This is a genomic window from Armatimonadia bacterium (genome assembly GCA_039679385.1).
Taxonomy (GTDB): Bacteria; Armatimonadota; Zipacnadia; order Zipacnadales; family JABUFB01; genus JAJFTQ01.
Map to the genome: position 1 here is coordinate 1 of JBDKVB010000118.1, position 22440 is coordinate 22440.

Consider the following 22440-nt stretch of genomic DNA (forward strand, 5'->3'; position numbering starts at 1 on the left):
ACCGGCAAGACCGCCCTCGATGTGGCCCGGGAGATGCTGGAGGCCGATCGGCAGCGCAGGCAGTAAGGCTCCGACCCGCCGGGATGCCCTGGCGGGTCGGAGAGGATCGCCTGGATTGGTGCGCTCATCAGGACCAAAGGGGTCCCGCAGACTCGAAGAGCGCGGCGGTTACTCGGCGTCGTACTCCACGACCAACTCCGGCGCCAGGATGCCCTCCTTGGACACGTAGGAGGCGCCGTCCGTCGTGGTGGGCACGATCACGATGCCGAGCTCGGTTAGGCCGGTCAGGTCAACGTTCAGCTTCCGCGACTCCCACACATCCCGACCGACGCGTCCGAGAACCGCGATCTCTTTCCCCGGCTTCGGTCGGTTGGCGAAGGTGATCTTGTTCTCATCCCACGGCTCCGTGACGAGGTAGATGCGTCCCGAGTCGTTGCTCTCAGCCGCCTCGGACGCCGCACCGCGCAAGCGGAAGGTGACCGACACCGGCTTGCCCGGGATGCTGATCGGGAACTTGATGTAGGTGATGTTGTAGCTCTCGTCCTCCATCACGTTGTTCCCGCCGTCCACGAGCAGGTTCGCGGCCTGCCCGAAGTTGGTGCTCGGGCTGCCGGCGCTCACGTAGGCATCACCGCTGGCCTTGATCGTGATGCGCCCTCGGTTGCCCAGGTACTCCACGCGACTGCTTCCTTTGGTCTCCTGGCGCCCGTCGGCCCAGACCAGTTCCGCGTTGAGTGCCTTGTCGGCCTTCGGCCCCCTACTCCCGACCTTGATCTGCACCGGGACCGTCACCGTCTGGTCGCGGGCAACCTTCACCGGCACTTGCGCCGGCGTCACCGAGATGCCCTCCGACGTCGTCAGACGCAGCACACCATCGAAGTCGCGGTCCGTGCTGTTGCCAAGGGTCACAACGCCCGAAGCAGTGGGCTCCAGGTCGCTGACTGTGGCGGTCGGAAGGACCATCCCCATCTGAACCACCCGCTCGCGCTCGATCTCCAGGCAGTTCAGCAACGGCGCCTGCGCGGGGCTGCCCTGAGTCTTCGGGACGAACTCGAGCGCCAGGTCACCGGAGACCTCGATGCCGCGGAACTCCTTCGTCACGACCCGGTTCGGCCCGCCCGCCGTGGCGTAGAGGTCGAAGTTCTGCGCCACGGTCTTCCCCTGGAGCTTGATGTCAAAGACACGCTGGCCGCGCTTCGTGCTCTCCGTGTCGACAAACCCCAGGCGCACGGTGTAGACCGCCGCACCGTCCTCGGGCTTCACCAGCGTCAGATTGCACTTCGACAGGCCCGCATAGCCCGAGGAGTACACCCACGGGGAGTCGGTGCCCGAAGCCTGGAAGGTGTCCGCCGACTTGCTGAAGTAGCCGCCACCGGCGAGGCCGCTCACCGACATTCCCAGCGCCAGTTGCATCCGACCGCTCGGGCGCGGGAAGGACAGCCACAGCTTGCCCTTGTCGTCGGTCCGGTCGCCGGGGCCACCGAGGTTCACCGACAGGTGCTTCACGGGCGTCGTCGGCGCACGGTCGCTGTACATGCCCCAGGCCTTCTCCTGCTTGCGGGGTGCCAGGACGGTCGTGCAGTGGATGGAGAAGAGACACAGGCAGCCGGAACTGGCCTCCGGAACGACCACGAGCCCGTTGGCGGGGATCATGTTGATCCAGCATCCGGGACGCTGACCAGCGAAGTGTTCGGTCCCGCGCTCGGAGGCGAGGTCGTAGTAGCCCATGCAGTAAGACCGGAACAGCAGAGCGTTCGGACACCCCGAGATCGTGCCACAGTGGTGACCCGGGCGCTCGAACTCCCAGATCGAGGATCGCCCGGTTACCGGGTTCTCACGCATCTTCTGCTCGCCGGTGTGCAGGTCGAAGGCCCAGGGCTCGGCGACCAGCATGTCACCAATCGCCAGCGGACGGATGCGGTACCCGATCGCCTTGCTCCACAGCAGTGAGCCGTCCTTCTGCGCCAGGACCGTTGCACGTCGGGAAGCGTACTCGCCCGAAAGGAACTGCGGCCAGTAGTGGCCATTGCTGTGAGCGCCGCAGAACACGAGGACGTCCTTCGTGGCGATCAGCGACAGGATGTGCATGCCGCAGTCGGTCAGGTCGACCGGCTTCTCCCAGGCCGTAGCGCCCGACTTTGCATCGAGGGCCACGACCACCCGCACATCAGTGTTGCCCAGCAGCTTGAGGGCGGCTGCAGAGTCAACCTTCTCCCGCGCCATGATCTCCTGGATGCGGGTCTTCAGGGCGACTTCGCGCTGCTCCGGCGTCGCTCTGTCGTCGGGGAAGAACACCCGCCCACCATCGACGGCGATGGCGTTGTTGCGGATCTTGGTGCCGCGGTACACCCAGCGGGTCTCACCGCTGTCCGCGTCGATGGCGAAGAGCGCCTTGCTGTCCAAGGTGGCACTGGCCGCAGATCCATAGAGGATACCATTGACGACAGCCACATAGGACCAGCGGTTGTTGCCTTCCTGGACTTCGCTGGGGATGGCGTAGGTCGCCACGGTGTTGCCCGTGAGGTTGTCCAGGCGCAGGCACTTGTCCTTGGTAACGACGAACAGGCTGCGGTCGTCGGCGGCCAGGTTACTGCACTCGCGGACCATGCCCACACGGTAGGCGCCGGGAATCTCCCGCTCCCAGTTCATGAGCCCGTTGTAGGCGTCGAAGCACATGATCCGGTCGATGCCCTGCAGGTAGACGCGCCCGTTGATGGACAGCGGCGCGGCGTTGCCCGAGTGACGGCTCGGGACCTTGTCCGGACCCGGCTCGCCATACCACAGGACGCCCAGCGGGCACTCGACAGCGGTGTCAGTCGAACTGGCGGTGTTGCCCGGAGTGCCGTACTGGTGTGTCCAGGCACCGGCGCCGGGCAGCGCTCCGCGAAGGTAGCTCATCCAGACCCCGTCGGCCGCGTCGATCCGGCAGCCCGTGAACTCCGGCGCTGCAGCCCATTGCCGGAGGGCTTGCTCATCGAGCCTCGCGACGGCCGAGGAGCTCACCTTCGGCTGGCCGAAGTACACCATGCCGCCGCAGGGCTTCAGAACCCGCAGCACCTCCGCGGCGGGCACGTCGACCTTCCCCCGGAGCAGCGCGTCTTCGGAGACAACCAGATTGGCGAAGTAGCCGGAGTAGGGGAGAGAGGCCAGGTTGCCCTGGTCCACCGTGATGCGCGACCCGTACATCCCGGTACGGTCCAGCGTCGCACGAGCCGCGGCGACCTTCTCCGGATCCGGGTCGACAGCGTAGACGTTGAGCTCACTGCGGCGTGCGAGCTCGTAGGCAAGCCTTCCGGTGCCGCATCCAAGGACGAGGCAGTAGCCTCGGGTGATCCCGGTTGTGTCGAGGATCTTCTTGGCAGCATACCGGCAGACCCGCGTCATCTCATCCTGGGGGAAGGGCTCCGCGGTGGTTGCCGGCGCCGGGGCTACCTGCGCCGGTCGAGGTCCGACGGCGAAACACTCCACGACACCCGTGTCGGTGCTCACGAACAGCTTGCCGTCCGAGACCGCCAGACCCTTCGCCGTGCCATCCACAGAGGCTTCCCACAGCTTCGCGCCCTTCGCACGGTCCAGGGCGATCACGCTGCCGGCACCGCCGGCGATGATCCCGTCCTTGGTGACGATCATGCACTCCAGGCCCTCGCGGGCGAAGTTGAACAGTGTGCAGGCGTCGATCCCCCTCTGGTTTGCCACCAGGTCATCATCGATCTGTTTGAGCTGGGCCTGGTAGTCCTTCGGACGGGGGCTGGCCGAACTCAGGTTGCTGCGCTTGGTCTCAAGTCCCTTGCGCAGTCGACTGAGGTCCGGGTACTTGACGCGATCCAGGGCACTGATGCCACTGTCCTTGAGCATGTAGGAGACAGCCGGTGTGACCACCAGGCGCTTGCCGGGGTACCAGGCGAACCCGACCTTCCCTGTTGCCTGTTCGATACCCGCGACCTGGGCCTCCGTGCCCGAGTAGAGCTTGTCGCCCTCCAGAAGCGCGTAGGTGCCGCCGACGATCCCCACGGAACGCCAGTTTCCACCGGACTGGTACAGCCACTTCCCATCAGTCCGGCTGAAGGCGGCAGGCATGTTGCGACCGGCAGCCAGGAACAGAGCGGTCTTGGAGGCGAGGGCATAGCCCTGCGGGGAGAACCCATCTCGTCCGCTGGACCTGTCGGAAAGGGTGTCATTGAGCCACACTCTTGACCCGTCAGAGGCCTTCACGGCGTGCAGGTAGATGCGCTCCCCTGGGAAGATCCCGGCGGCGAAGTAGGCGATGCCGTCGTCGACAACCACACTCGTCCGAACCGGCCATAGCGAGATCATCCGGCCATGCCCGAGGACACGCTCATCAGTCGGTCCGCCCTGACAGCGCCAGACCAATCCCCCGGTCGCCGCATCCAGGCAGTACGCGCAACCATCGTCGGAGCCGAAGTAGACACGCCCCTTATCGACCATCGGGGCCAAGCGAACCGGCCCTCCGGTGAAGTAGGTCCAGCGCACCCGACCGGTGGCTGCCTCTACGCAGTACAGCTTGTTGTCCGCAGAGGAGCCGAAGTAGAGCAGTCCGTCCGCCACTGCCACATGGAAGGCGTCGTCAAACCTGAGGCGAGGCCGTTCGAGCATGCCCTCGAGGGGCTCATGATGTGGGTCTGCCCAGGCGTTCTGTGGCGGGACCGGCGACTTGAAGGTCCAGTGCTCCTGCAGCGGCCATGTCAGGGCTTCCTCCGACACGCCGCTGCGTGCAAGGTCGCGCATGTAGGTGGGCCAGTTCTCTGCACAGCCACAGGCTGTGAGCAGGATGGCTGCGCAGACGCACAGCACAGACACCAGCGGGAGTCGTCCTTGATAGGTGGTCCTTCTCATCGTTCGAGGCCTCCGTTGCTGCTCTGCAACCTGTCTCAGTGGTTGATGCTGTCGGTTGAGTGTAGTATAGTGTCCTCACAACTTGTGAAACCTAATGACACAATTCCCGGGGTCGTCTTCCGGGTATGGAGTCGGCCATGACGCTGCGTCCCGCTCTCCGCCTGCTCGCCCTACTCGCCGCGCCCTTACTTCTCTCTTCACTTCCCTCCGCGGTGACCGCGTGTCCCTATGACATCCGCGACGCGGGCTTCATTGTCCGCGACCCGTCTCCCTACAGGCTAGTATTCTATGTTAACGATACAACGCCCTCCCGGGAAAAGCTGCCCGTGTGGGTAGATTCTGCTGCCCGCAGTGAACTGGGCGAGGCCAACGTGGTTGCTGAGGTCGCCAACCTTGCACGCCTCGACAAGACAGACCCTCTGCGGGTTCACTTCGAGAGGCTCGCACCCCAGAAGCTTCCCGCACCCGTCCTGATCTCTCCTCGCAACCAGGCCTTCCTCGTGCCTGGCTTCGACACGACCCAGATCACTGAGCAATCGGTGACGGACTTCGTGCGCAGCGTCGTCCGCTCTCCAGTGCGAGAGCAACTCGCGCAGCACTTGGTCGACGCCTGGTGTACCATCCTCATCCTGCCCGGTGCTGACGCCGTCGAGAACCAGCGGGTGACGAAGGCCGTTGCCGAGGCGCGCAAGGCAATCGTGGGCACCACGACGCCCATGGGCACACAGATCCGGGTGCAGCCGTGGGTGATCACCACCTACGCCGGAGACCCCGTGGAGTCCGTCGTGCGGTGGTCCCTGGGGATGACCGACAAGGAGCCGCCGCTGCCTGAGGTCGCGGTCGTCTGGGGAATGGCCCGGCGCATCGGACCGGTCCTCAAGGGAGATCAGGTCAGCGCTTCCTCCGTGGGGAACCTCCTGCGTCTGCTGGGCGAGAACTGCACTTGTACTTCCGACCCCGCCTATCTGATCGGGCCGTCCGTTCCCTTTGTGTGGGACGAGAAGCTTCGTCAGGCCACGCGGGACGCGCTAGGTTTCGATCCCGATAGCCCGCAGGCCCGCAGTACCCTGTCCGGTGTATGGACCACCCTTGAGCCCGGTGCCGAACCGAATGAGAACGTTTTGCCAAATCCCGGAGGAGGATACATTGAGTTCCCCGCGGAACCGGGGCAGGGCGAGGGCGCACCCGAGGGCGATGACCCGGACGCAGTTGGTGCCGCGCCCACGTCGTGGGAGAACCGAGGCCTGAAGGTAGCAGCCATCACCGCTGTCGGCCTCGGCGGGGCAGCCGGCGGCGGCGGTGCTCTCGTGTGGTGGCTGCGTCGCAAGCGGTGCGTCTGAAGCTACTGAGTACAGGGTGGGCCACCTATGTCCGCGCTCAAAGTCATGTTCAGTGAGATCCGCCATCGTCTGTTGAGTTTCCTTGTGGGCTTGCTCGCCGTCATCGGCGCAGTAACGCTCTTCGTCTCCCTGGTCACCATGGGCCGTGCCTCCAACACCGAGACGCAGCGCCTGATGCGTAACCTCGGCTTCAATCTCCTCATCGTCCCCGCCGGAACCGACCTCGCCGACTTCTGGGCCACGGACTTCGTCAAGGGTGACATGCCGGAGGAGTACGTCAAGCGCCTCGCACGTACCCACGGCATCATGGCAGACCACTACGTCGCCACCCTCGAGAAGAAGATCGAGTGGCGCGGACGTGAGGTTCTGCTCACAGGTCTCCTGCCCGAGGTCCACGCCATCGACGCGCCTGCCACCAAAGCGCCAATGGGCTTCCAGATCAAGCCTGGAAGTTGTCTGGTGGGGTCTGCCCTGGCCAGATCGCTCAAGCTAGAATCTGGACAGACCCTTGAGGTCCTCGGCAAGAAGCTGAAGGTCACCGAGCGCCTCGCAGAGGACGGCAGCAAGCAGGACATCCGCCTCTACGCCAACCTCCGCGACGTCCAGTCAATGCTCAAGATGCCCGACCGCATCAACCAGATTCAGGCCCTTGGGTGTCTGTGTGCCGGAGCGACCCTTGACGACCTGCGCAAGCAGATGGGAGCCGTGCTCCCGGACTCCTACGTCGCCGAGATCCGTTCCATCGCCACCGCAAGGTCGCAGACACGGAAGATGGTGGAGGAGCACGTCGGGTTCATCATGGCAGCCGCCCTGGTCGTCTGCGCGGTGTGGGTCGGACTGCTCTCGCTGCTCAACGTCAGGGACCGGCACCAGGAGATCGGCATCCTGCGTGCCCTCGGTTTTGGCTCTGGCCGGATCATGGCTCTCTTCCTTGGCCGGACCGTTCTGATGGGCGTGATTGGTGCCGCGATAGGATTCCTGATCGGGACGGGGCTGGCGCTGGAGTACGGGCCTGACATCTTCAAGTTCACTTTCGCCAAGGTCAAGCCAGCCTACGACTTGCTGGTTTCTTCGCTGGTGGCTGCCAGTGTTATCTCCGCCCTGGCCGGGTTCCTCCCCGCCATGGTTGCCGTGACCCAGGATCCTGCAGTCACCCTTCTGGAGGAGTAAGTGTGGTTCGTCTGGAGGGCATTACCAAGCGTTACCGTTCCCACCGAGGCGAGGTTCGAGCCCTGTCAGAGGTCTCCCTGGAGGTCACCCCGGGGGAGTTCGTCGCAGTTCGAGGTCCGAGCGGCAGCGGCAAGTCTACCTTGCTGCTGACCATCGGTGGGATGATCCGCCCCACAAGCGGCACCGTCAGTGTCAACGGGACGAACCTGTATTCCCTCAGCGCCCAACAACGCGCCGGCTTCCGCGCAGCGCATGTCGGGTTTGTGTTCCAGATGTTCCACCTGGTTCCTTACCTGACGGTGCTGGAGAACGTGCTCTTGCCCTCGTCGCTGGTTGCGCAGCCGGGGGCTCGCGACCGGGCGGCATCCTTGCTTGAGCAGTTTGGCATGGGCGCCCGGCTGGAACACCGGCCTTCGGAACTGAGCACAGGTGAGCGCCAGCGCACAGCCATTGCGCGAGCCCTCATCAACAAGCCGGAGCTGGTTCTTGCCGACGAGCCAACGGGGAACCTGGATCCGGACACCGGCCGTCAGATTCTGCAGTACCTGTCCGAGTTCCACCGGGGCGGGGGCACGGTTCTCGTGGTCACTCACGAACCGTGGGTCGAGGAGTACGCACAACGGACGCTTATCTTGCGCGAAGGCAGACTCGCCGAGGCCGTACCTGAACTGAGGTCAGCTAATGCGTAACGCACGAGCCGCCTTCACCCTGATCGAGTTGCTGGTCGTCATCGCCATCATCGCCATCCTGGCGGCGATCCTTTTCCCGGTCTTCTCGCGTGCCCGGGAGCAGGCGCGGCGCACCCAGTGTCTGTCGAACCTTCGCCAACTCGGCATGGCGGCACACATGTACTCCCAGGATTACGACGAGATACTGCCCTGCGACTACTACGCCTGCAACAGCAGCACGACTCACTCCCGTCTGGTCGCGCAGATCAGGCCCTACATCAAGAACCTGCAGGTCATGTACTGCCCGTCGGTCTACAGGGTCGCCACCTGGATGCCCGACTTCGCGCCGACGGAGGCGAACATGGCCGCGGGGAACATCAGCTACTACTGCTTCAGCTACGACCGTGTCCCCAACACCGTCAGCCCCGGCAAGTCGAACTACAGCACGTGGATCAGTTGGGGCTTCCTCCCTTCCAATGCCGGCAACACGCCCCGGGTTATGGATGAGTCCTGGGATCCCTCGTGCTGGCTCTTCTCTGACGGCTGGTGCAAGCTGACGCGGGACAACTACGGGATCACGATCCACGAGTCCCACAACGGCTCCATCAACATCTGCTACCTCGACGGCCACGTGAAGTTCCAAGGCGGCGAAGCCAAAGCCGTGTTCAAGTAGCACCGGCGGCCCACACCTGCAACTACCCAGTCTCTGTCCCATCGCCTCCTCAGGGCTCACCTCCGGCGTCGCGGTCTCTCGCGCTGGAGGTGACTGCACGTCTGGGGCGAAGTGGACCCGGTGACAGCCAACCTCCACGTTAGGGGGACGTGAATCATGGTCACCGTAGACGGCCGCAAGGTTGTTGTCGACACGAAGACCCTCACGGCCTGCATCGAGAACGGTTTTCTCACCTCGCTCCGCAGCAAGCTCGACGGTGAGGAGTACCTGTCCCACTCCGACGTCAGTCGCTCGGCGCTCCAGCTCCTCTATCCCGGCCAGCCGCCGGTCGATGTGGTCGGCAACCTCGCCGCACAGATCACCGGCCACCAGCTCTCCAGCCATGCCGCTGAGCTCCGGTTCAGTGGCTGGGAAGCGGACGGGGTGCTGCACCTCAGCGAGGACCTCGAGACCGGCGACCTGATTGTCGAACCTTCTGCCTACTCCTCCCGCTCAGGCGTCCTGAGCTGCCGCTGGCTCATGCCCGGGCCACGCCGGGACCTCGAGCTCGTAGCCCCCTTCTTCCAGGGCATCAAGCTCCCCCTGAACGATCCCTTGCTGCAGCGCCGGTGGTTCTGGCCACAGTTCTGGGAGGCCGGTCTGGCGATCCTCCAGGGCCCCAAGGGCGGCTTCTGGGTCCACTGCGAGGATGACCACTACCGCTACAAGGCGCTGAACATCGAGGCTGGTGTGCTGGGCTTCGAGACCGAAGCCTACGGGCCGCTGGATGGCAGCCTCGGCGCCGGCGGCCTTCAGTGGCGCCTCGGCGTCTACCAGGGCGACTGGCAGGTCCCTGCCGCCGCCTACCGTGACTGGCTGTGGCAGGCCTACGGTCTCGCCGAGGAGCAGCGCCGACGCCTGGGCTGGGTGAAGGACATCCGCTTCGCGCTCTCCTGGTACGGTGGCGACCCGGCGATCCTCGACGCCCTGGCCCGCAAGCTCGATCCCCACAAGGTCCTGCTCCACTTCTCACAGTGGCGCACCGACGCCTACGACGAGAACTACCCGACCTACGTGCCCTCCGAGAAGGCGCGTGCAGTCTTCGCCAAGGCCAAAGAGATGGGCTTCCACCTCATGCCCCACTGCAACTCGGTGGACATGGACCCCACGAACCCGGCCTATCACTACCTCCGCGATTTCCAGTACCGCGATGTTCAGACCCGCCGCCTGATCGGCTGGGGCTGGGACAAGGACGCCGGTGGCGTGCTCGGAGTGCCCAACTCCTACCACTCGCTCTCCGAGAACCGCCGCCGCAAGGTCATGGTGAAGATCCATCCGGGTCTCGCCATGTGGCGCTCGATTCTCGCCGAGAGCATCCAGCAGGCCGTCCGCGACGTGCAGACCGATACCGTCTTCATCGACGTCACGCTCTGCAGTCACAACCTGCACAACTGCCTGGTCGAGAACACCACCTCCAGCGAGGGAATGAAGCGGATCATCGCGCAGATCGCCGGGCTTGACGGTGGGCTGGCCGTGGGTGGCGAAGGCCTCAACGAGATCACCATGCAGGGGCTGTCCTTCGCGCAGGCCCACCTGTTCCAGAGCTGGCATGCCAGCGCCGAGGGTCTCGCACGCACTGGAGGCTGTGCGCTCAACGACTTCCTGTGGGGACGTCTCTGCCGCACCTTTGGCTACAGTGGCCTGTCGGGGAAGGACGAGAACGAGCGGCTGCGGATGCGCATCCACGAGGAGCACGGCGCGATTCCGACCGTGGTCGTCCACAGCGCCGAGGAGATCGACAACCCCAACGAGGGCGTGCGACGTGCCCTTGACCTGGCCCGATCCTGAGGCCCCAGGGCTTCCGCCCTAACACAAGGGGGCAGCGCCTTCCACAGGCGCTGCCCCCTTCCCGCTACATGAGCTCTTGCGATTGCCTTTGAGGTGACCGCCTACAGGGCGATCTCGTAGGCGAAGGAGCTACCGTCGCATTCCATGGCCACTTCGTCGCCCTGCTGGTTGAAGCGGACCTCATGACGGCTTCCGGCGGCATCCACAGCCTGGGCCCCCTTGACCTGCATCCCACGGCAACCCAGAGCAGACAGGCGCAGCGTGAGACCGAAGGCCGGGCTGTTCGGAAGCGGAGTGACCGTCAGTCCCGTGGCAACCTTCTGCACGCGGAAGGCCCCGTTCGTCACCGCGAAGCCGAAGTCCAGCACCTTGCCCTCGGGATTCATGCGCTCCGGTCCTATCTCCTTGACACCCGCTGGCGGCGCGAGGGTGATCGCCGTGATTCCATCGGCATCGCGTTGAACCTTGAGCGTGCCCACCCATACTGCCTGGTCCGCGATCGGCACCGAGGGTCCGCGCAGCGACAGACGTCCCATGGAGTCGTACATCCCCAGGGCTGCCATGTACTCCCCGGCAGCCTGATCCGCCGGCACAGTGACAGTCCGGCTGTAGCGGATCTCGCCCTTCCACTGACTCGTGGGCGTGGCCGGTTCATGGTCATCCTGGAAGGAGATCTTGTCCTTACGCGCCGCCGACTCGTTGTAGAAGTGGTTGAAGATCCGCAGGTTTCTGGGAGCCGGGGCGTCGGCCTTCCACACAACGTCCCAGCGGAACTGGTTCCCGCCCAGGTAGGTGAAGTTCTCAACCTGCGGCTCGATTCTCGCCGCGCTGCCCACCGAGAAGCTCCGGGCGTTGCAGTACCAGCCACTCGGGCCGGTAGTGCTCTCCGAGTACACGCCGTCACGCCGCTCCACCGCCGACATCAGCCCGCCCGTCGCAGCCGGACCCTTTACCAGGTACCCGTAGCCGGGCAGAACCCTACCCTCGACGCTCCAGTCCGTTGTCCCCCGGTTGACGTAGACCTTGGTGCCGTCACTCCAGGTCACGATCTGCCTATGCATGTCGCCGGCGGCATACTCGAACCCGACGATGTCCTTGAGTGCCAGGCCGCGAGCCACGTCCTGCGCCAGCCAGTACTTGCGCACAGCGTCGGTTCCCCAGCATCCCGCGTCCGCCATCAGCGCATGGCCGACCAGTATCTCATCGGATATGTAGTCGTCGGACATGATCCCGTGGTCGCTTCGCCCCAGACCGCCCTCGTAGCGGTTGGAGTACCCGACCCCATGCAGGATGAACCGGCTGTGGTTCACCGCGTCGTACCAGGGCACTCGTTCCCAATCCTCGCACTCCAGCCGGATCGTGCTCTGGACACCCCGCTCGCTGGTCAGTCGCAGGTGCTGGGCGTCCGCGCCATCCAGGTACCCAATGAGCTGATCGTGCCCGGCCTCCGAGGTCGTCGGTGCGTTGTCCCCGAGCGTATCCCGGATGTAGGCGAAGGCCTCCCCGAACTTCTGCCGGGTCTCCGTGTTCGGATGGAACTTGCCCTCGTGGTCGTAGTAGTCCCAGCAGCCCGTCGAGGTGAACACGTCCAGGAAGTAGTGCGTCGGCGCAACGTTGTCGCGCACAAGCTTCAGGTTGCGCTCGATGAAGGGCATGATCCGGTCCGGCCGCCAGCGATAGGACTGCGCGTCGCGTCCTTCGTTCAGCCAGGCCTTGATCGGCTTGCCGTCCTGCGTGAAGCAGAGGTCGTCGTAGGTGTAGTCGGCGGCATCGGGGTAGAAGTCAATGTAGTTGTCATGCAGGCCCCAGAGAACGCCGGCATCGCGGCAGACCTGCCCCATGCGCCTCATGTCTTCCAGCGTCCCCAGGCTTGGATCGGGAGGCCAGATGTCGGGTAGTCGGTAGTCGTAACCCCAGCGCTGCCACACGTGCTTGGTCAGGAAGCTGTCCGTGAGCCCGTAGCGGATCATCTTCTCCATCTGGTCGGCAACGTCCGCATAGCGGCCACCCCAGATGTCGAAGCAGAACCGACCCGCGAGCTTCTCTACTCCCGCTGCCGGCTTCTTGTCGTAGAGGGGGCGGTACCGCAGTGCGCAATCCATCGCACCCGTCTCCGCTGCCACCAGGGTGAGCATGCCGCTTCCCCGGGTATGGAGGGCGTAGCGCCGGGCATCCGGATCAACCTCGAGGTAGTCCGGAGGAACATCATAGGCCTGCAGGACCGAGAGTCCGGAGGAGAAGTCGAAGCCCACGTGACTCGTCGCCAGGGAGTGGCCGCCAAAGCCAGCCCGGAAGGCGCTGGGCTTGAGGACCCGGTACCCGTGCCCGAAGTAGACGGCCGGGGCTTCCTGGTCCGCCGCTCCGAGAGCGAAGTCCGTGATGCGGTCCGGGCAGTCGAACTTGACGCGCAGGCCATCGCCATCGGTCCAGAAGCTCAGGGTCAGGTCCACCGGCACGCCCGAGCGCTCCAGATGATGCACGTGTACCGCACGCCCGTTCTCGCGTCGAATCTCGTACCCGCGCGAGCTGTAGACGGTCGGCCACTTGAGGGCGTTCTGGTTGGCGATCTGTACCCCGAAGCCGTCGAAGCTGACCCGGGAGTTCCGCCCCACCAGGGTGACGACCCCATCAACCATCCCGCGCCGCGACGGACTCAGGACCACAGCGTAGCGCGAGTTGCCGGTCCCGACGACAAAGGTCAGGCGGCCGTCAGGCTGAAGGGTACCCGCCAGCAGCCGCTGGCCGACCTGTCCGTTCTCCGCCGCAATGTCTCCAAAGGGCCGCGTCTCCTCAGCCGGTATCGCACCCACGACCACGGTCGGCTCTGCCCAGTAGCACTGATCGCAGGAGGTGTTCTTCGCAGGACCGGGATGGCTCTCCAGGCGCAGCAGGACCTGCTGCCCGGCAAAGCGGCTCAGGTCCACTTCCGCAGGCACCCAGGTCTTCGAGGCATGGAAGTTCTCATACAGCGGCTGAAGGCTCGTGCCGGGTGGAGGTCCGGCCAGTACCCGGAACAGCACGCCGTCGCTCTGGGGCTCGCTCGCGGTGCTGTCGCGGAGCGCCGTGGCGAAGGTCAGCTTCACCGGCTTCGTAGCCGGAAGCTGCAGCAGGTAGTCGCAGTAGACGCTGCCTCCGCCGGGGTTCCAGGTCGGGTGCATGGTGATGGCGGGCCTGCTCGTGCCTCGGTTGACGGTTGTGAAGTCGACGCTGGCCCGGGACACCGCGTCGCTACCGCGCCAGCCGCTCGGTTTGTACTGGACCGGCCCGTCGAAGTAGCGCCAGGCCACCCGTTGCTTGCCGAGGGTCCACAGCGGAAGTGCCCCGCGCTCCGGAGCCGCTACTGCGGTCATCTCGGTCGGTTGCGGGTAGGTCTCGTTCGCAGCCGCGAAGGCCGTTGTGACGATCCGCACCGCATGGGCCGTCATCGCCTGGCCGCCCTGCGTGAAGTCCAGGTAGACGTGCACCGGGTACAGCGCCGAGTAGCTGCCTGTCCCAAAGCGGACCGCGAACTCCAGTCGGGTCTTGCCCGCAGGGCCCAGCCGCCAGGACTTGTTGGCTGCACCATAGGTTCGCGTGTTGTCCACGAGGTCGCCGATCCGCGCAGTGCCGACCAACTCCGAGTTGCCCGTGTTCTCCAGCGCCACAAACACCGGCACAGGCTTCTCGAACTCGGTGACGGTCGGGACCTCCTCGACGAGAACCTTCAGGTCGCCTGCGGTGGCCTGATGGCCATTCCACGCGAAAGCCAGGCAGGGCAGCAGGATCAGCGCGGCAAGTAAGGCAAGACGTTGCATGACATACCTCCTAGATGCTGTGGGGGGCGGCAGAGGGACTGCTTTCCAGTTGTGAGGGCCGCAGTGGCTCCCTAGATCCATTGCTTACGCCGGAAGAACCGCAGCATGAGCACGGTGGCGAGAACGACCACGCCCCAGAACATCGCATACCCGTATCGCCAGCCGAGTTCGGGCAGGGTCTTGAAGTTCATCCCATAGACGCCGGCCAGGAAGGACAGGGGCATGAACACCGTCGCGATGATCGTCAGGACCTTCATGACCTCGTTCAGGCGGTTGCTGACGCTGGACAGGTAGATGTCGATCAAGCCCGACTGGATGTCCCTGAAGGTCTCGATGGTGTCGATGATCTGTATCGTGTGATCGTAGACATCGCGCAGGTAGACCTGCGTTTTCTCCTGCACCAGCGGCGTCTCACCACGTTCCAGGAACCCGAGGACATCGCGCACGGGCCACACAGACTTCCGCAGGGCGATCATGGCGTTCTTGAGCTTGTGGATGTCCTGGAGGACCTCCGGGCTTGGGTCTTCGACGACGAGGTCCTCATACCGCTCCGTGTCGTCCTCAATCTGCTCCAGCACCACGAAGTACTGGTCGACGAGCATATCGATGAGCGCGTAGGCCAGATAGTCAGCGCCCATCTGGCGGAAGCGGCCGGTGCCGGCCTGGATGCGCTCCCGGATACTCTCGATGGCCGTTTCCTCATGCTCCTGGAAGGACACGACCCAGGTCGGTCCGAGCACCAGACAGACCTGGTCGCTGGTGATCTCGTCTTGCTCGTCGTCGTAGCCCGGAAGCTTGAGCAGGACGAAGATGTAGTCTCCGAAGTCCTCCACCTTCGGGCGCTCGGCGATGTTCATGATGTCCTCGAGCACAAGGGGGTGGAGGCCGAAGACGGTTCCCACTCGGTCGAGAACAGCGGGGTCCTGAACGCCGACAACGCTCAGCCAGGCCACCGGCTCGCCGCGGTTGATCTTGTCCAGATCGGGCAGGTGCCGGATCGTCCGCTTGGTGCAGTGCTCGTCATCGTAGGTCACCAGGCGCAGGCAAGTCGCTTCACCGCTGGGCTCACCAGTGTGTACCAGCGAACCCGGCGGCAAACCAGCCTTCCGTGCACTGCGTCGCATGTTGCGTCTCATATCTGCTCAACTCGTCTTCATGCGTCGGAGAGTGGCAGCGCCGTCTCGCTGCGGATCCACCCCAGGTAGTCAGGGCTTCCGTCTATGATCGGCGTCGCAACGATCTCCGGCGTCTCATAGGAGTGAAGCTCGCGGATTGCCTTCGCGAGCGGCTCGAAGCACTCGGCCCTTGTCTTGAGCACCAGGAGCCACTCCTCGGCCGTCTCCAGCTCGCCCTTCCACCAGTAAGTGCTGACAATCGGACCGATCCTCTGGCAGCAGGCGGCCAGGCGCCTCTCGACCAACTGCCGTGAGAGGCGCTCCGCGGCTTCACGGTTGTCCACCGTCGTTGTGACCACGACGAACTCGGCCATCAGCACGTCCTTCCTGCTACTTGGCCTCAGCGAGCCACTCCTCCAGCGGACGCACCTTCGGCGCCTCGACCGAGGCCTCTCCAGGCGTCAGCAGAACCGCAATCCGTGCCTCGGTGACAGGCCCGGCCAGACGCACTACCAGCTTGCGCGTGCCTTCGTTCTGCTTCTGCGGCTCAGCGGGCTGAGTGCCGACCGTGTCGAAGGTGGCGCCTTCGGGCGACAAGAGGCGAGCCTGGAGGGTCTTGCCCTTGAGTGTGAGGGTAGCCCTTGCACCCTCGCACTTGACCTCGGCCGCCGTCACCATGCCCCACAGCGCTTCCACCGGATCGTCGGCCTGAACCTCGTCCTGGACCAGTACCGCCTTGCGGTTCACCAGCGCCGTACCGCGCCAGAGCCGGGTGACTGCTGTCTTGTACGCTGACGTCAGGTCTGCCACCGCGTAGGACATCTCGGGGCCGGCATGAAAGCCCAGGATCGGCGCAGCCGCCTTCGGGTCCTGGTTCTCGTTGTTGATCAGAAGGGTGTTGTGGCTCTCGGTGCGCAGGCGGTAGTAGGTCCAGCGCTGCTTCCCGAAGTAGCCCGGCATGTTGTAGTTGTCCGAGCCCAGGTCGCTGGCCCAGCGCTGTCCCAGGGCATCAAGGACGAAGCTGCCGAGGTCCAGGTGACTGTGGTTGGCCTTGTTGTCGCCGCCCTTGAAGCCGACGAAGATGGCGTCGGGGTCACTCCAGGAGCTGCGGAAGAAGGCTACCTGCACGCCCTTGAAGTAGGCGTCCAGCGGCTCGCCCGTCTCCTCCGGCGACTTCTCCTGCGGGTCATACCACACCAGATCGAGCGCCTCAGGCTTCGTAGCCCGCTGGCGCTGCTGCCAGGCGTAGAGGGGTTGATCGAAGCGCTTCGCCAGCCAGAACATCTCGCTCGCGCTGCCGATGCCGTCACCTGCGTCGGCGTAGTTGAAGGTCTTCCCGACCGGTCCGCTAAAGTGCACCCGGAACAGCCCGGCGCGGTCAAACCCCGGCGAGTTGCTGAAGCCCTGATCACTGCCCAGCGCCGTCTCCAGCGAGGCCAGGAAGTAGACCGTGTAGCGCGTCGCGTAGCCCCAGTAGCCGGGACCCTCAGCCCACCCACCATCAGGACCATAGGAGGCCATCGCCAGCGGCAGTGACTTGAAGGCGCCCGTCAGTATCTCGTTGGAGATCGCGGGTTCCTCGTCGCCGATTGCCAGGGCGCCGATGCCCAGGCCGCCGTTGCAGACCTGGTTCCAGTTGTGATTGCACTTCGCCCACCAGCCGCCGCCGTCGTAGACCTTCTTGCCCGGCATCAGGCCCAGGTTCACGATCGCCTTGCGGATCGTGTCGCGTTGCTCGGGGGTCATGACATCGTAGAGCCAGTCATAGCCGATCCCCAGCGCGTGGGTCATCTCGGCGGTATCCAGGAAGTGCGAGGGGTTCCAGTCCGGGAACCCGGCGGCCGCCAGCATCTCCTTCAGCGCACGGTCGGCGTACTGCTTGTCACCGGTCAGGCGGTAGGTCAGTGCCAGTGTGTAGACCCGGCTCACGCAGCGACGGCTCTGGTCCAGTAGACGCGGGCCAATCAGCTTGTGCTGGATGGTGTCCGGGGTCTTCAGCAGCTTGTCGGCCTCTGCCCGGATGCTCTCGAAGTAGGACTTCGCCGTCTCGTCCCGGGCGATGCTGTCCTTGATCTTGGCGAGGTCCTCGTTTGTGCAGATCAGCCGTGGGTGCCCCTGGCGCAGTGTCTTGAGCACGTTGCTCACTTCCTTGGCAGGTGGTGTCGGAGCTGCAGCCGGCGGCTGCGCAACCGAGCAGCCGCACAGACCGAGAAGGATGAGGGCGACCAGCGTTAGCCGTACCATGGATATCGCTCCCTGGAGTGATGATGCTTTGGCCTATTCGGTAGCCTCTACCGGGCGACCTCCTGAGGCCAACCCGGGTCGCTCGGCGACCAAGGGCTTCAGTAGAGGCCCTCGGTGGAGGCGACGTCGTACAGCACCTGCAGATTCTCCGGCGGCACTCTCGGGGCCACGGAGCAGGCCGAGCTGAGGATGTAGCCGCCACCCGCCGCGGCCGCCTGGATGCGGCTCAGGGCACTGCGGCGAACCTCCTCCGGCGTCCCACGCAGGAGCACGTTCACCGAGTCGATGTTGCCCTTCAGGAAGAGCTTGCCACCAACACGGGCCTTAGCATCCGCCAGGTCCGTATCACCCAGAGGCGGGGGATCCATGGTGTCGATCCCGTCGATCCCGGTGGCGGCCATGAACTCCAGACGGTCTCCGATGGCCCCGCAGGTGTGGGTGTAGGCCACGGTGCCTGCGCGGTGGATCGCAGCAGCGACCTCGTCCTCGTAGGGCAGCACGAACTCCTCGTACATGGCCCGAGAGATGAACCCGCCTCCGGCGAAGGCCGAGGAGATCAGCACCGCATCGACGCCGCGGGAAGCCTGACGTGTGGCAAGATCGGCGGCTCCCCGGGCAAACTGCGCGAGGATCGCCTTGCACTTCGCCGGCTGTTCCAGCAGCGCCATCAGGCCCTGCTCATACCCCAGCCGCTCCATGAGTTGCGTGAAGGGGGAGAAGACCTCGCCATGGACCGAGAGCTCACCGGCCACGGTCTCAACCACGCGGTCAATCAGCGCGAACAGGTACTCCGGGAAGTAGTCGTCGCCTCGCTCGAAGTCATAGTGGAAGGGGTACTTGAGCCCGCCGAGGGTGTGCGGATCCTCGTAGTACAGCAGTCCGGGGTCGATCTCCTCCAGGCTCGGCTGCTCGCCCGACACCTGCGTTGGCAGGTCGGCTACCGGACACTTGCACTCACTGCCATCCCGGTAGTGGATCACCTGGCCCGTCGGAATCCGCTCGATGCTCTCCACATAGGCCGCAGCGTCGGGCGTGCGTCCCGGCAGGTTCACCAGGATGCCGTCGAAGTGATAGCGCCAGGCCAGTTCCACATAGGCCTTGGCGATGAGCTCGTTGCTCAGCCAGTACTCGGCCGGGTCGAGGTCGAGGTTCACCAGGTAGTGGCCAATGCTAAGCTGGCACATCACCGGCACCCGGTCGGGCTGCTGCCGACGCAGGGCAGTCACAACTCGTTCTCGGGACGTCATCGTAGTGCCTTCCCTCGCAGAGCTCAGTCCAGCAGACCTTCCGGGTCGTACACGGACTTGCCGCCCATCACGGTTGCCAGCACCTGTGCTTCCGCAAGCTCCTCCGCAGGGGTGCTCAACAGGTCCTGGGACAGCACCACGAAATCGGCCACCTTGCCGGGCTCGAGGCTTCCCTTGAGGTGCTCTTCCCCGGAGGCATAGGCCGTCTGCAGTGTATAGCCCGCCAGCGCCTGCTGCGCCGTTAGCTTCTCCTCCGGGTACCAGCCTTCACGAGGGTTACCGTCATGCCCTTGCCGCAGCAGTGCCGAACGGATCCCCGCCAGCGGGTCGATGGTCTCCACCGGCGCATCGGACCCCATCGCCAGGTGCGTACCCAGACGCTGCAAGGACTGCAGGGGGAAGGCCCATCGGCCCCGCTCGCCGATCTGCCTCTCGCAGGTAGCGATGTCCGCCAGCATGTGAGCCGGCTGCACCGAGGCGATGACACCGAGTTGCGCGAGGCGCGGCTGGTCGTCCGGAAGGATGTGCTGGGCATGTTCAATCCGGTGTCGGGGCCACCGGCCCACGTGCCCTTCCTTTGCAGACGCAAAGGCGTCGAGGGCAATCCGAACGGCACGGTCGCCGATCGCGTGCAACGCAACCGCAAGGCCTCCCTCTGTGGCCCGGGCCACAAGCTCCGTCAGCTCCTCCGGCTGCATCACCAGCACGCCGGTATCCGAGCTGTTCTCGTAGGGCTCGAGCATCGCCGCCGTCCGACTACCGAGGGCGCCGTCCAGGAAGGCCTTGATGCCGCCGAGACGCACTTCCTCGTCGCCGAATCCCGAGGTGAAGCCCTGCTCGATCAGCGCCGTCAGTGACGAGGCTGGTGGATAGCGGACGATCCGCAGTGTCAGAGCGCCACTGTCCCGCAGCGCCTGAACGGCTCGCATCGAGTCGCCGCTCTCCACGTTGTGCAGGCCCGTTAGCCCCAGTGAGGCGGCAACAGGCATTGCCTCCCGCAGCGCAGTGACAAGCTCCTCCAGCGTGGGCGACGGAACCTGAGGCCAGATCAGCCCCATGGCTCCCTCCTGGAACACGCCACTGGGCCTTCCGTCAGCAAGCCGCAGCACCCGTCCGGCGGGTGGGTCAGTCACGTCATCGCTGATTCGTGCACGGCGCAGCGCCTCGGAGTTCACCCACACCGAGTGCCCGTCATGATTGGGGAAGGCCGCCGGTACATCCCCGGTCACGCGGTCAAGATCAGCAGCCGTGGGGAACATCTGGCCGGGCCAGCGGTTGCGATCCCAGCCTCGTCCACGCAGCCAGCCTCCGCGAGGCACCCTGTCGACCGCTTCCGCCACTCGTCCCAGCGCTTCCTCCAGCGACTGGGCACCTTCCAGGTTCACCGTCCGACCACTGGCAAGCAGCGCCCACTGCGTCAGGTGCGTGTGGCAGTCCGTGAATCCCGGGCACACGAAGCGACCGCCCAGGTCGACCATCTTCGTCTGGGGCCCGGCAAGCTCCCGAATCTCGTCGTCACTACCGACCGCGAAGACACGCCCCTTCCAGGTGGCCAGGGCCGTTACCCTTGTCCCGGCCGCGTTACAGGTTGCAAGGCGTGCGTTGTAGACAACCAGCTCCGGCCTCATCAGAAGGGTGCCCCCAGACTTGCTTGCGCAATCATGCTTCGTGTTCTTTGCCGCGGCGTGGCGAGCCCGTCGGTCCGCCGCCTACTACTTACCTTCCTTGCCGCTCGGGGAGGGTGCCGGCGCTGCGGGTGCCTGGTAGGGCATCGGAACGTACTCCACTGAGGGCCGCCCACCCGTTGGCTGCGGGTACAGGTCCATCAGTTCGTGGACTGCCGGCGGCAGGTCGGTGCTTACTTTGATCCCCAACGCCTGCGCCTTCTCAGCGGTGATCGGGTAGTCGTGGGTCCAGCGCCCGTCAGTAAGGGCCGTCGCGACCTGTGCAGCCTTCTCGCCGTCCACACCGGCGGTCAGGTGGTCCATCAGGCACTCCCGCACCTGGTTGATCGCCTTCCGCGACATGTCGGCCAGCATCAGGGTCTGATCGTCGATGGCGCTGGCGGGCTTCTGGTCCAGGACCTTCAGGATGGACACCGCCGGTGTATTCCCAAGCTGTGGATCGACAGGCCCCAGCACGGCGTCGGGGTCCATCACGATCTCATCGGCCGCCAGGGCAATAAGCGTCCCTCCGGACATCGCATAGTGGGGGACAAGAGCCGTGACCTTGGCCGGGTGCCTCTTCAGGGCATGCGCGATCTGTCCCGCTGCCAGTACCATCCCACCGGGAGTGTGCAAGATGAGGTCGATGGGCATCTCGTCGGGCGTCATCCGAATCGCCCGCAGCACGCTCTCCGAATCCTCGATGTCGATGTAGCGCATCAGCGGCAGGCCCAGGAAGCTGACCTTCTCCTGCCGGTGGATGATCGCGATCACCCGCGACTTGCGCTTGGTCTCCAGGCGTGAGAACAGGCGCAGGCGTCCCGCTTCCAGCATCCGCTGCTGCACCATTGGGTAGAACAGGCTGGCGAGGATGATGATCCAGATCAGGGCGCCGATGTCCATGGCATGCACTCCTCCGCCCACAAAGGGCCGGGTATCCGCCGGCAAGTGCTCTGCGTCGCTCAGCGGTAGTAGGGGCGTGGCTCCACCGGATGTCGGTCAAGGGCACACTCCCGGCACAGAAACCGCGCGAAGACGAAGCCCGCAGCAAATCCACCCACATGGGCCCACCAGGCAACTCCGCCGCCCACCTCGCCCATGGGAATCGAGAACAGGCCGGGGATCAACTGCAGCAGGAACCAGTATCCCAGGAAGGCGACCGCGGGCAGGTCGATCACGTCGATGAAGAACCCGAGCCATATCAGAGTCGCCACACGAGCCCGGGGATACAGGACCAGGTAGGCTCCCAGAACCCCGGCGATCGCTCCACTGGCGCCGACCGTCGGCACGGTGCTGGCCGGGCTGAAGAGTATCTGCGTGATCGCCGCGACCACCCCGGCAAACAGGTAGAACCACAGGAAGCGCAGGCGCCCCATGCGGTCCTCGACGTTGTCCCCAAACAGGTAGAGAAACCACACGTTGCCCAGCACATGCATCCAGCTACCGTGCAGGAACATCGACAGGAAGATGGGCACGATCGGCCCCAGCGGCCCGGCAGGCACCTGGCCGGTCACCTGCGCCGGGATCATCGCGTAGGTTTGCAGGAATCCGTCCATGCCCTTGCCCAGGGACGCCTCCCACACGAAGACCAGAATGTTGATCCACACCAGGGCCATCGTGACCAGGGGATAGCTGCGTGACGGTATGTTGTCGCGGAAGGGAAACATGGGGACTCGCTTCGTTCATCTCGCAGCAGCGCCGAGGGTCTGCTGCAAGGAATGCGGGTCGGCATCACCTGTGGTTTTCCACACATACCCCGGGATGTCCTTCGATGCAAGAGAGGAGGAACCTCCGGCCTGGTGCGCGAAGAGGCCTCCGACAACGTGTTTTGGAGGTTCCAGACC

At 64.9% G+C, this 22440-nt stretch carries 14 protein-coding genes; 5 read left to right on the forward strand and 9 right to left on the reverse strand.

Annotated features, from left to right (window positions below; genetic code table 11):
• Positions 1-168: 168 nt before the first annotated feature.
• Positions 169-4854 carry a PQQ-binding-like beta-propeller repeat protein gene (locus ABFE16_13190; GenBank protein MEN6346248.1) on the reverse strand — a complete coding sequence of 1562 codons (4686 nt, stop codon included), beginning with the start codon at positions 4852-4854 and terminating at the stop codon, positions 169-171.
• 137 nt (positions 4855-4991) lie between these two features.
• Between ABFE16_13190 and ABFE16_13195 the strand changes: the two genes are divergently transcribed.
• From ABFE16_13195 to ABFE16_13215, 5 genes are all read left to right on the forward strand, one after another.
• Positions 4992-6194: a hypothetical protein gene (locus tag ABFE16_13195; protein ID MEN6346249.1), complete on the forward strand. Its 1203-nt coding sequence runs from the start codon at positions 4992-4994 to the stop codon at positions 6192-6194.
• A 27-nt stretch (positions 6195-6221) separates the two neighbouring features.
• The gene (locus ABFE16_13200; protein MEN6346250.1) at positions 6222-7364 is read left to right on the forward strand and encodes an FtsX-like permease family protein; all 1143 of its coding nucleotides are present in this window, start codon (positions 6222-6224) and stop codon (positions 7362-7364) included.
• 2 nt (positions 7365-7366) lie between these two features.
• Positions 7367-8053 carry an ABC transporter ATP-binding protein gene (locus ABFE16_13205; GenBank protein ID MEN6346251.1) on the forward strand — a complete coding sequence of 229 codons (687 nt, stop codon included), beginning with the start codon at positions 7367-7369 and terminating at the stop codon, positions 8051-8053.
• Entirely contained in the window at positions 8046-8705 is a 660-nt protein-coding gene (locus ABFE16_13210; protein MEN6346252.1) for a DUF1559 domain-containing protein, read from the forward strand. The genes ABFE16_13205 and ABFE16_13210 overlap by 8 nt, the downstream gene beginning before the upstream one ends.
• Before the next feature lie 156 nt (positions 8706-8861).
• Positions 8862-10532 (forward strand): DUF6259 domain-containing protein, encoded by a 1671-nt coding sequence (locus ABFE16_13215; protein ID MEN6346253.1) that lies wholly within the window; start codon positions 8862-8864, stop codon positions 10530-10532.
• 101 nt (positions 10533-10633) lie between these two features.
• Here the strand turns inward: ABFE16_13215 and ABFE16_13220 are convergent, their stop codons facing one another.
• The 8 genes from ABFE16_13220 to ABFE16_13255 all read right to left on the reverse strand — a co-directional run bounded on the left by ABFE16_13220 (position 10634) and on the right by ABFE16_13255 (position 22263).
• The gene (locus tag ABFE16_13220; protein ID MEN6346254.1) at positions 10634-14326 is read right to left on the reverse strand and encodes a hypothetical protein; all 3693 of its coding nucleotides are present in this window, start codon (positions 14324-14326) and stop codon (positions 10634-10636) included.
• A 71-nt stretch (positions 14327-14397) separates the two neighbouring features.
• Positions 14398-15462, reverse strand: a complete 1065-nt coding sequence (gene corA / locus ABFE16_13225; protein ID MEN6346255.1) for a magnesium/cobalt transporter CorA — start codon at positions 15460-15462, stop codon at positions 14398-14400.
• A gap of 17 nt (positions 15463-15479) precedes the next feature.
• Positions 15480-15815 (reverse strand): divalent-cation tolerance protein CutA, encoded by a 336-nt coding sequence (cutA, locus tag ABFE16_13230; protein ID MEN6346256.1) that lies wholly within the window; start codon positions 15813-15815, stop codon positions 15480-15482.
• Positions 15816-15831: 16 nt separating this feature from the next.
• A complete protein-coding gene (locus tag ABFE16_13235; protein MEN6346257.1) occupies positions 15832-17685 on the reverse strand; it encodes a DUF4962 domain-containing protein in 1854 nt (617 codons plus the stop codon).
• Between the two features lie 98 nt (positions 17686-17783).
• Positions 17784-18932: a uroporphyrinogen decarboxylase family protein gene (locus tag ABFE16_13240; GenBank protein ID MEN6346258.1), complete on the reverse strand. Its 1149-nt coding sequence runs from the start codon at positions 18930-18932 to the stop codon at positions 17784-17786.
• 23 nt (positions 18933-18955) lie between these two features.
• Positions 18956-20560 (reverse strand): amidohydrolase family protein, encoded by a 1605-nt coding sequence (locus ABFE16_13245; GenBank protein MEN6346259.1) that lies wholly within the window; start codon positions 20558-20560, stop codon positions 18956-18958.
• 84 nt (positions 20561-20644) lie between these two features.
• Positions 20645-21499, reverse strand: a complete 855-nt coding sequence (locus tag ABFE16_13250) for an ATP-dependent Clp protease proteolytic subunit (protein MEN6346260.1) — start codon at positions 21497-21499, stop codon at positions 20645-20647.
• 59 nt (positions 21500-21558) lie between these two features.
• A complete protein-coding gene (locus ABFE16_13255) occupies positions 21559-22263 on the reverse strand; it encodes a rhomboid family intramembrane serine protease (GenBank protein MEN6346261.1) in 705 nt (234 codons plus the stop codon).
• Positions 22264-22440 lie beyond the last annotated feature (177 nt).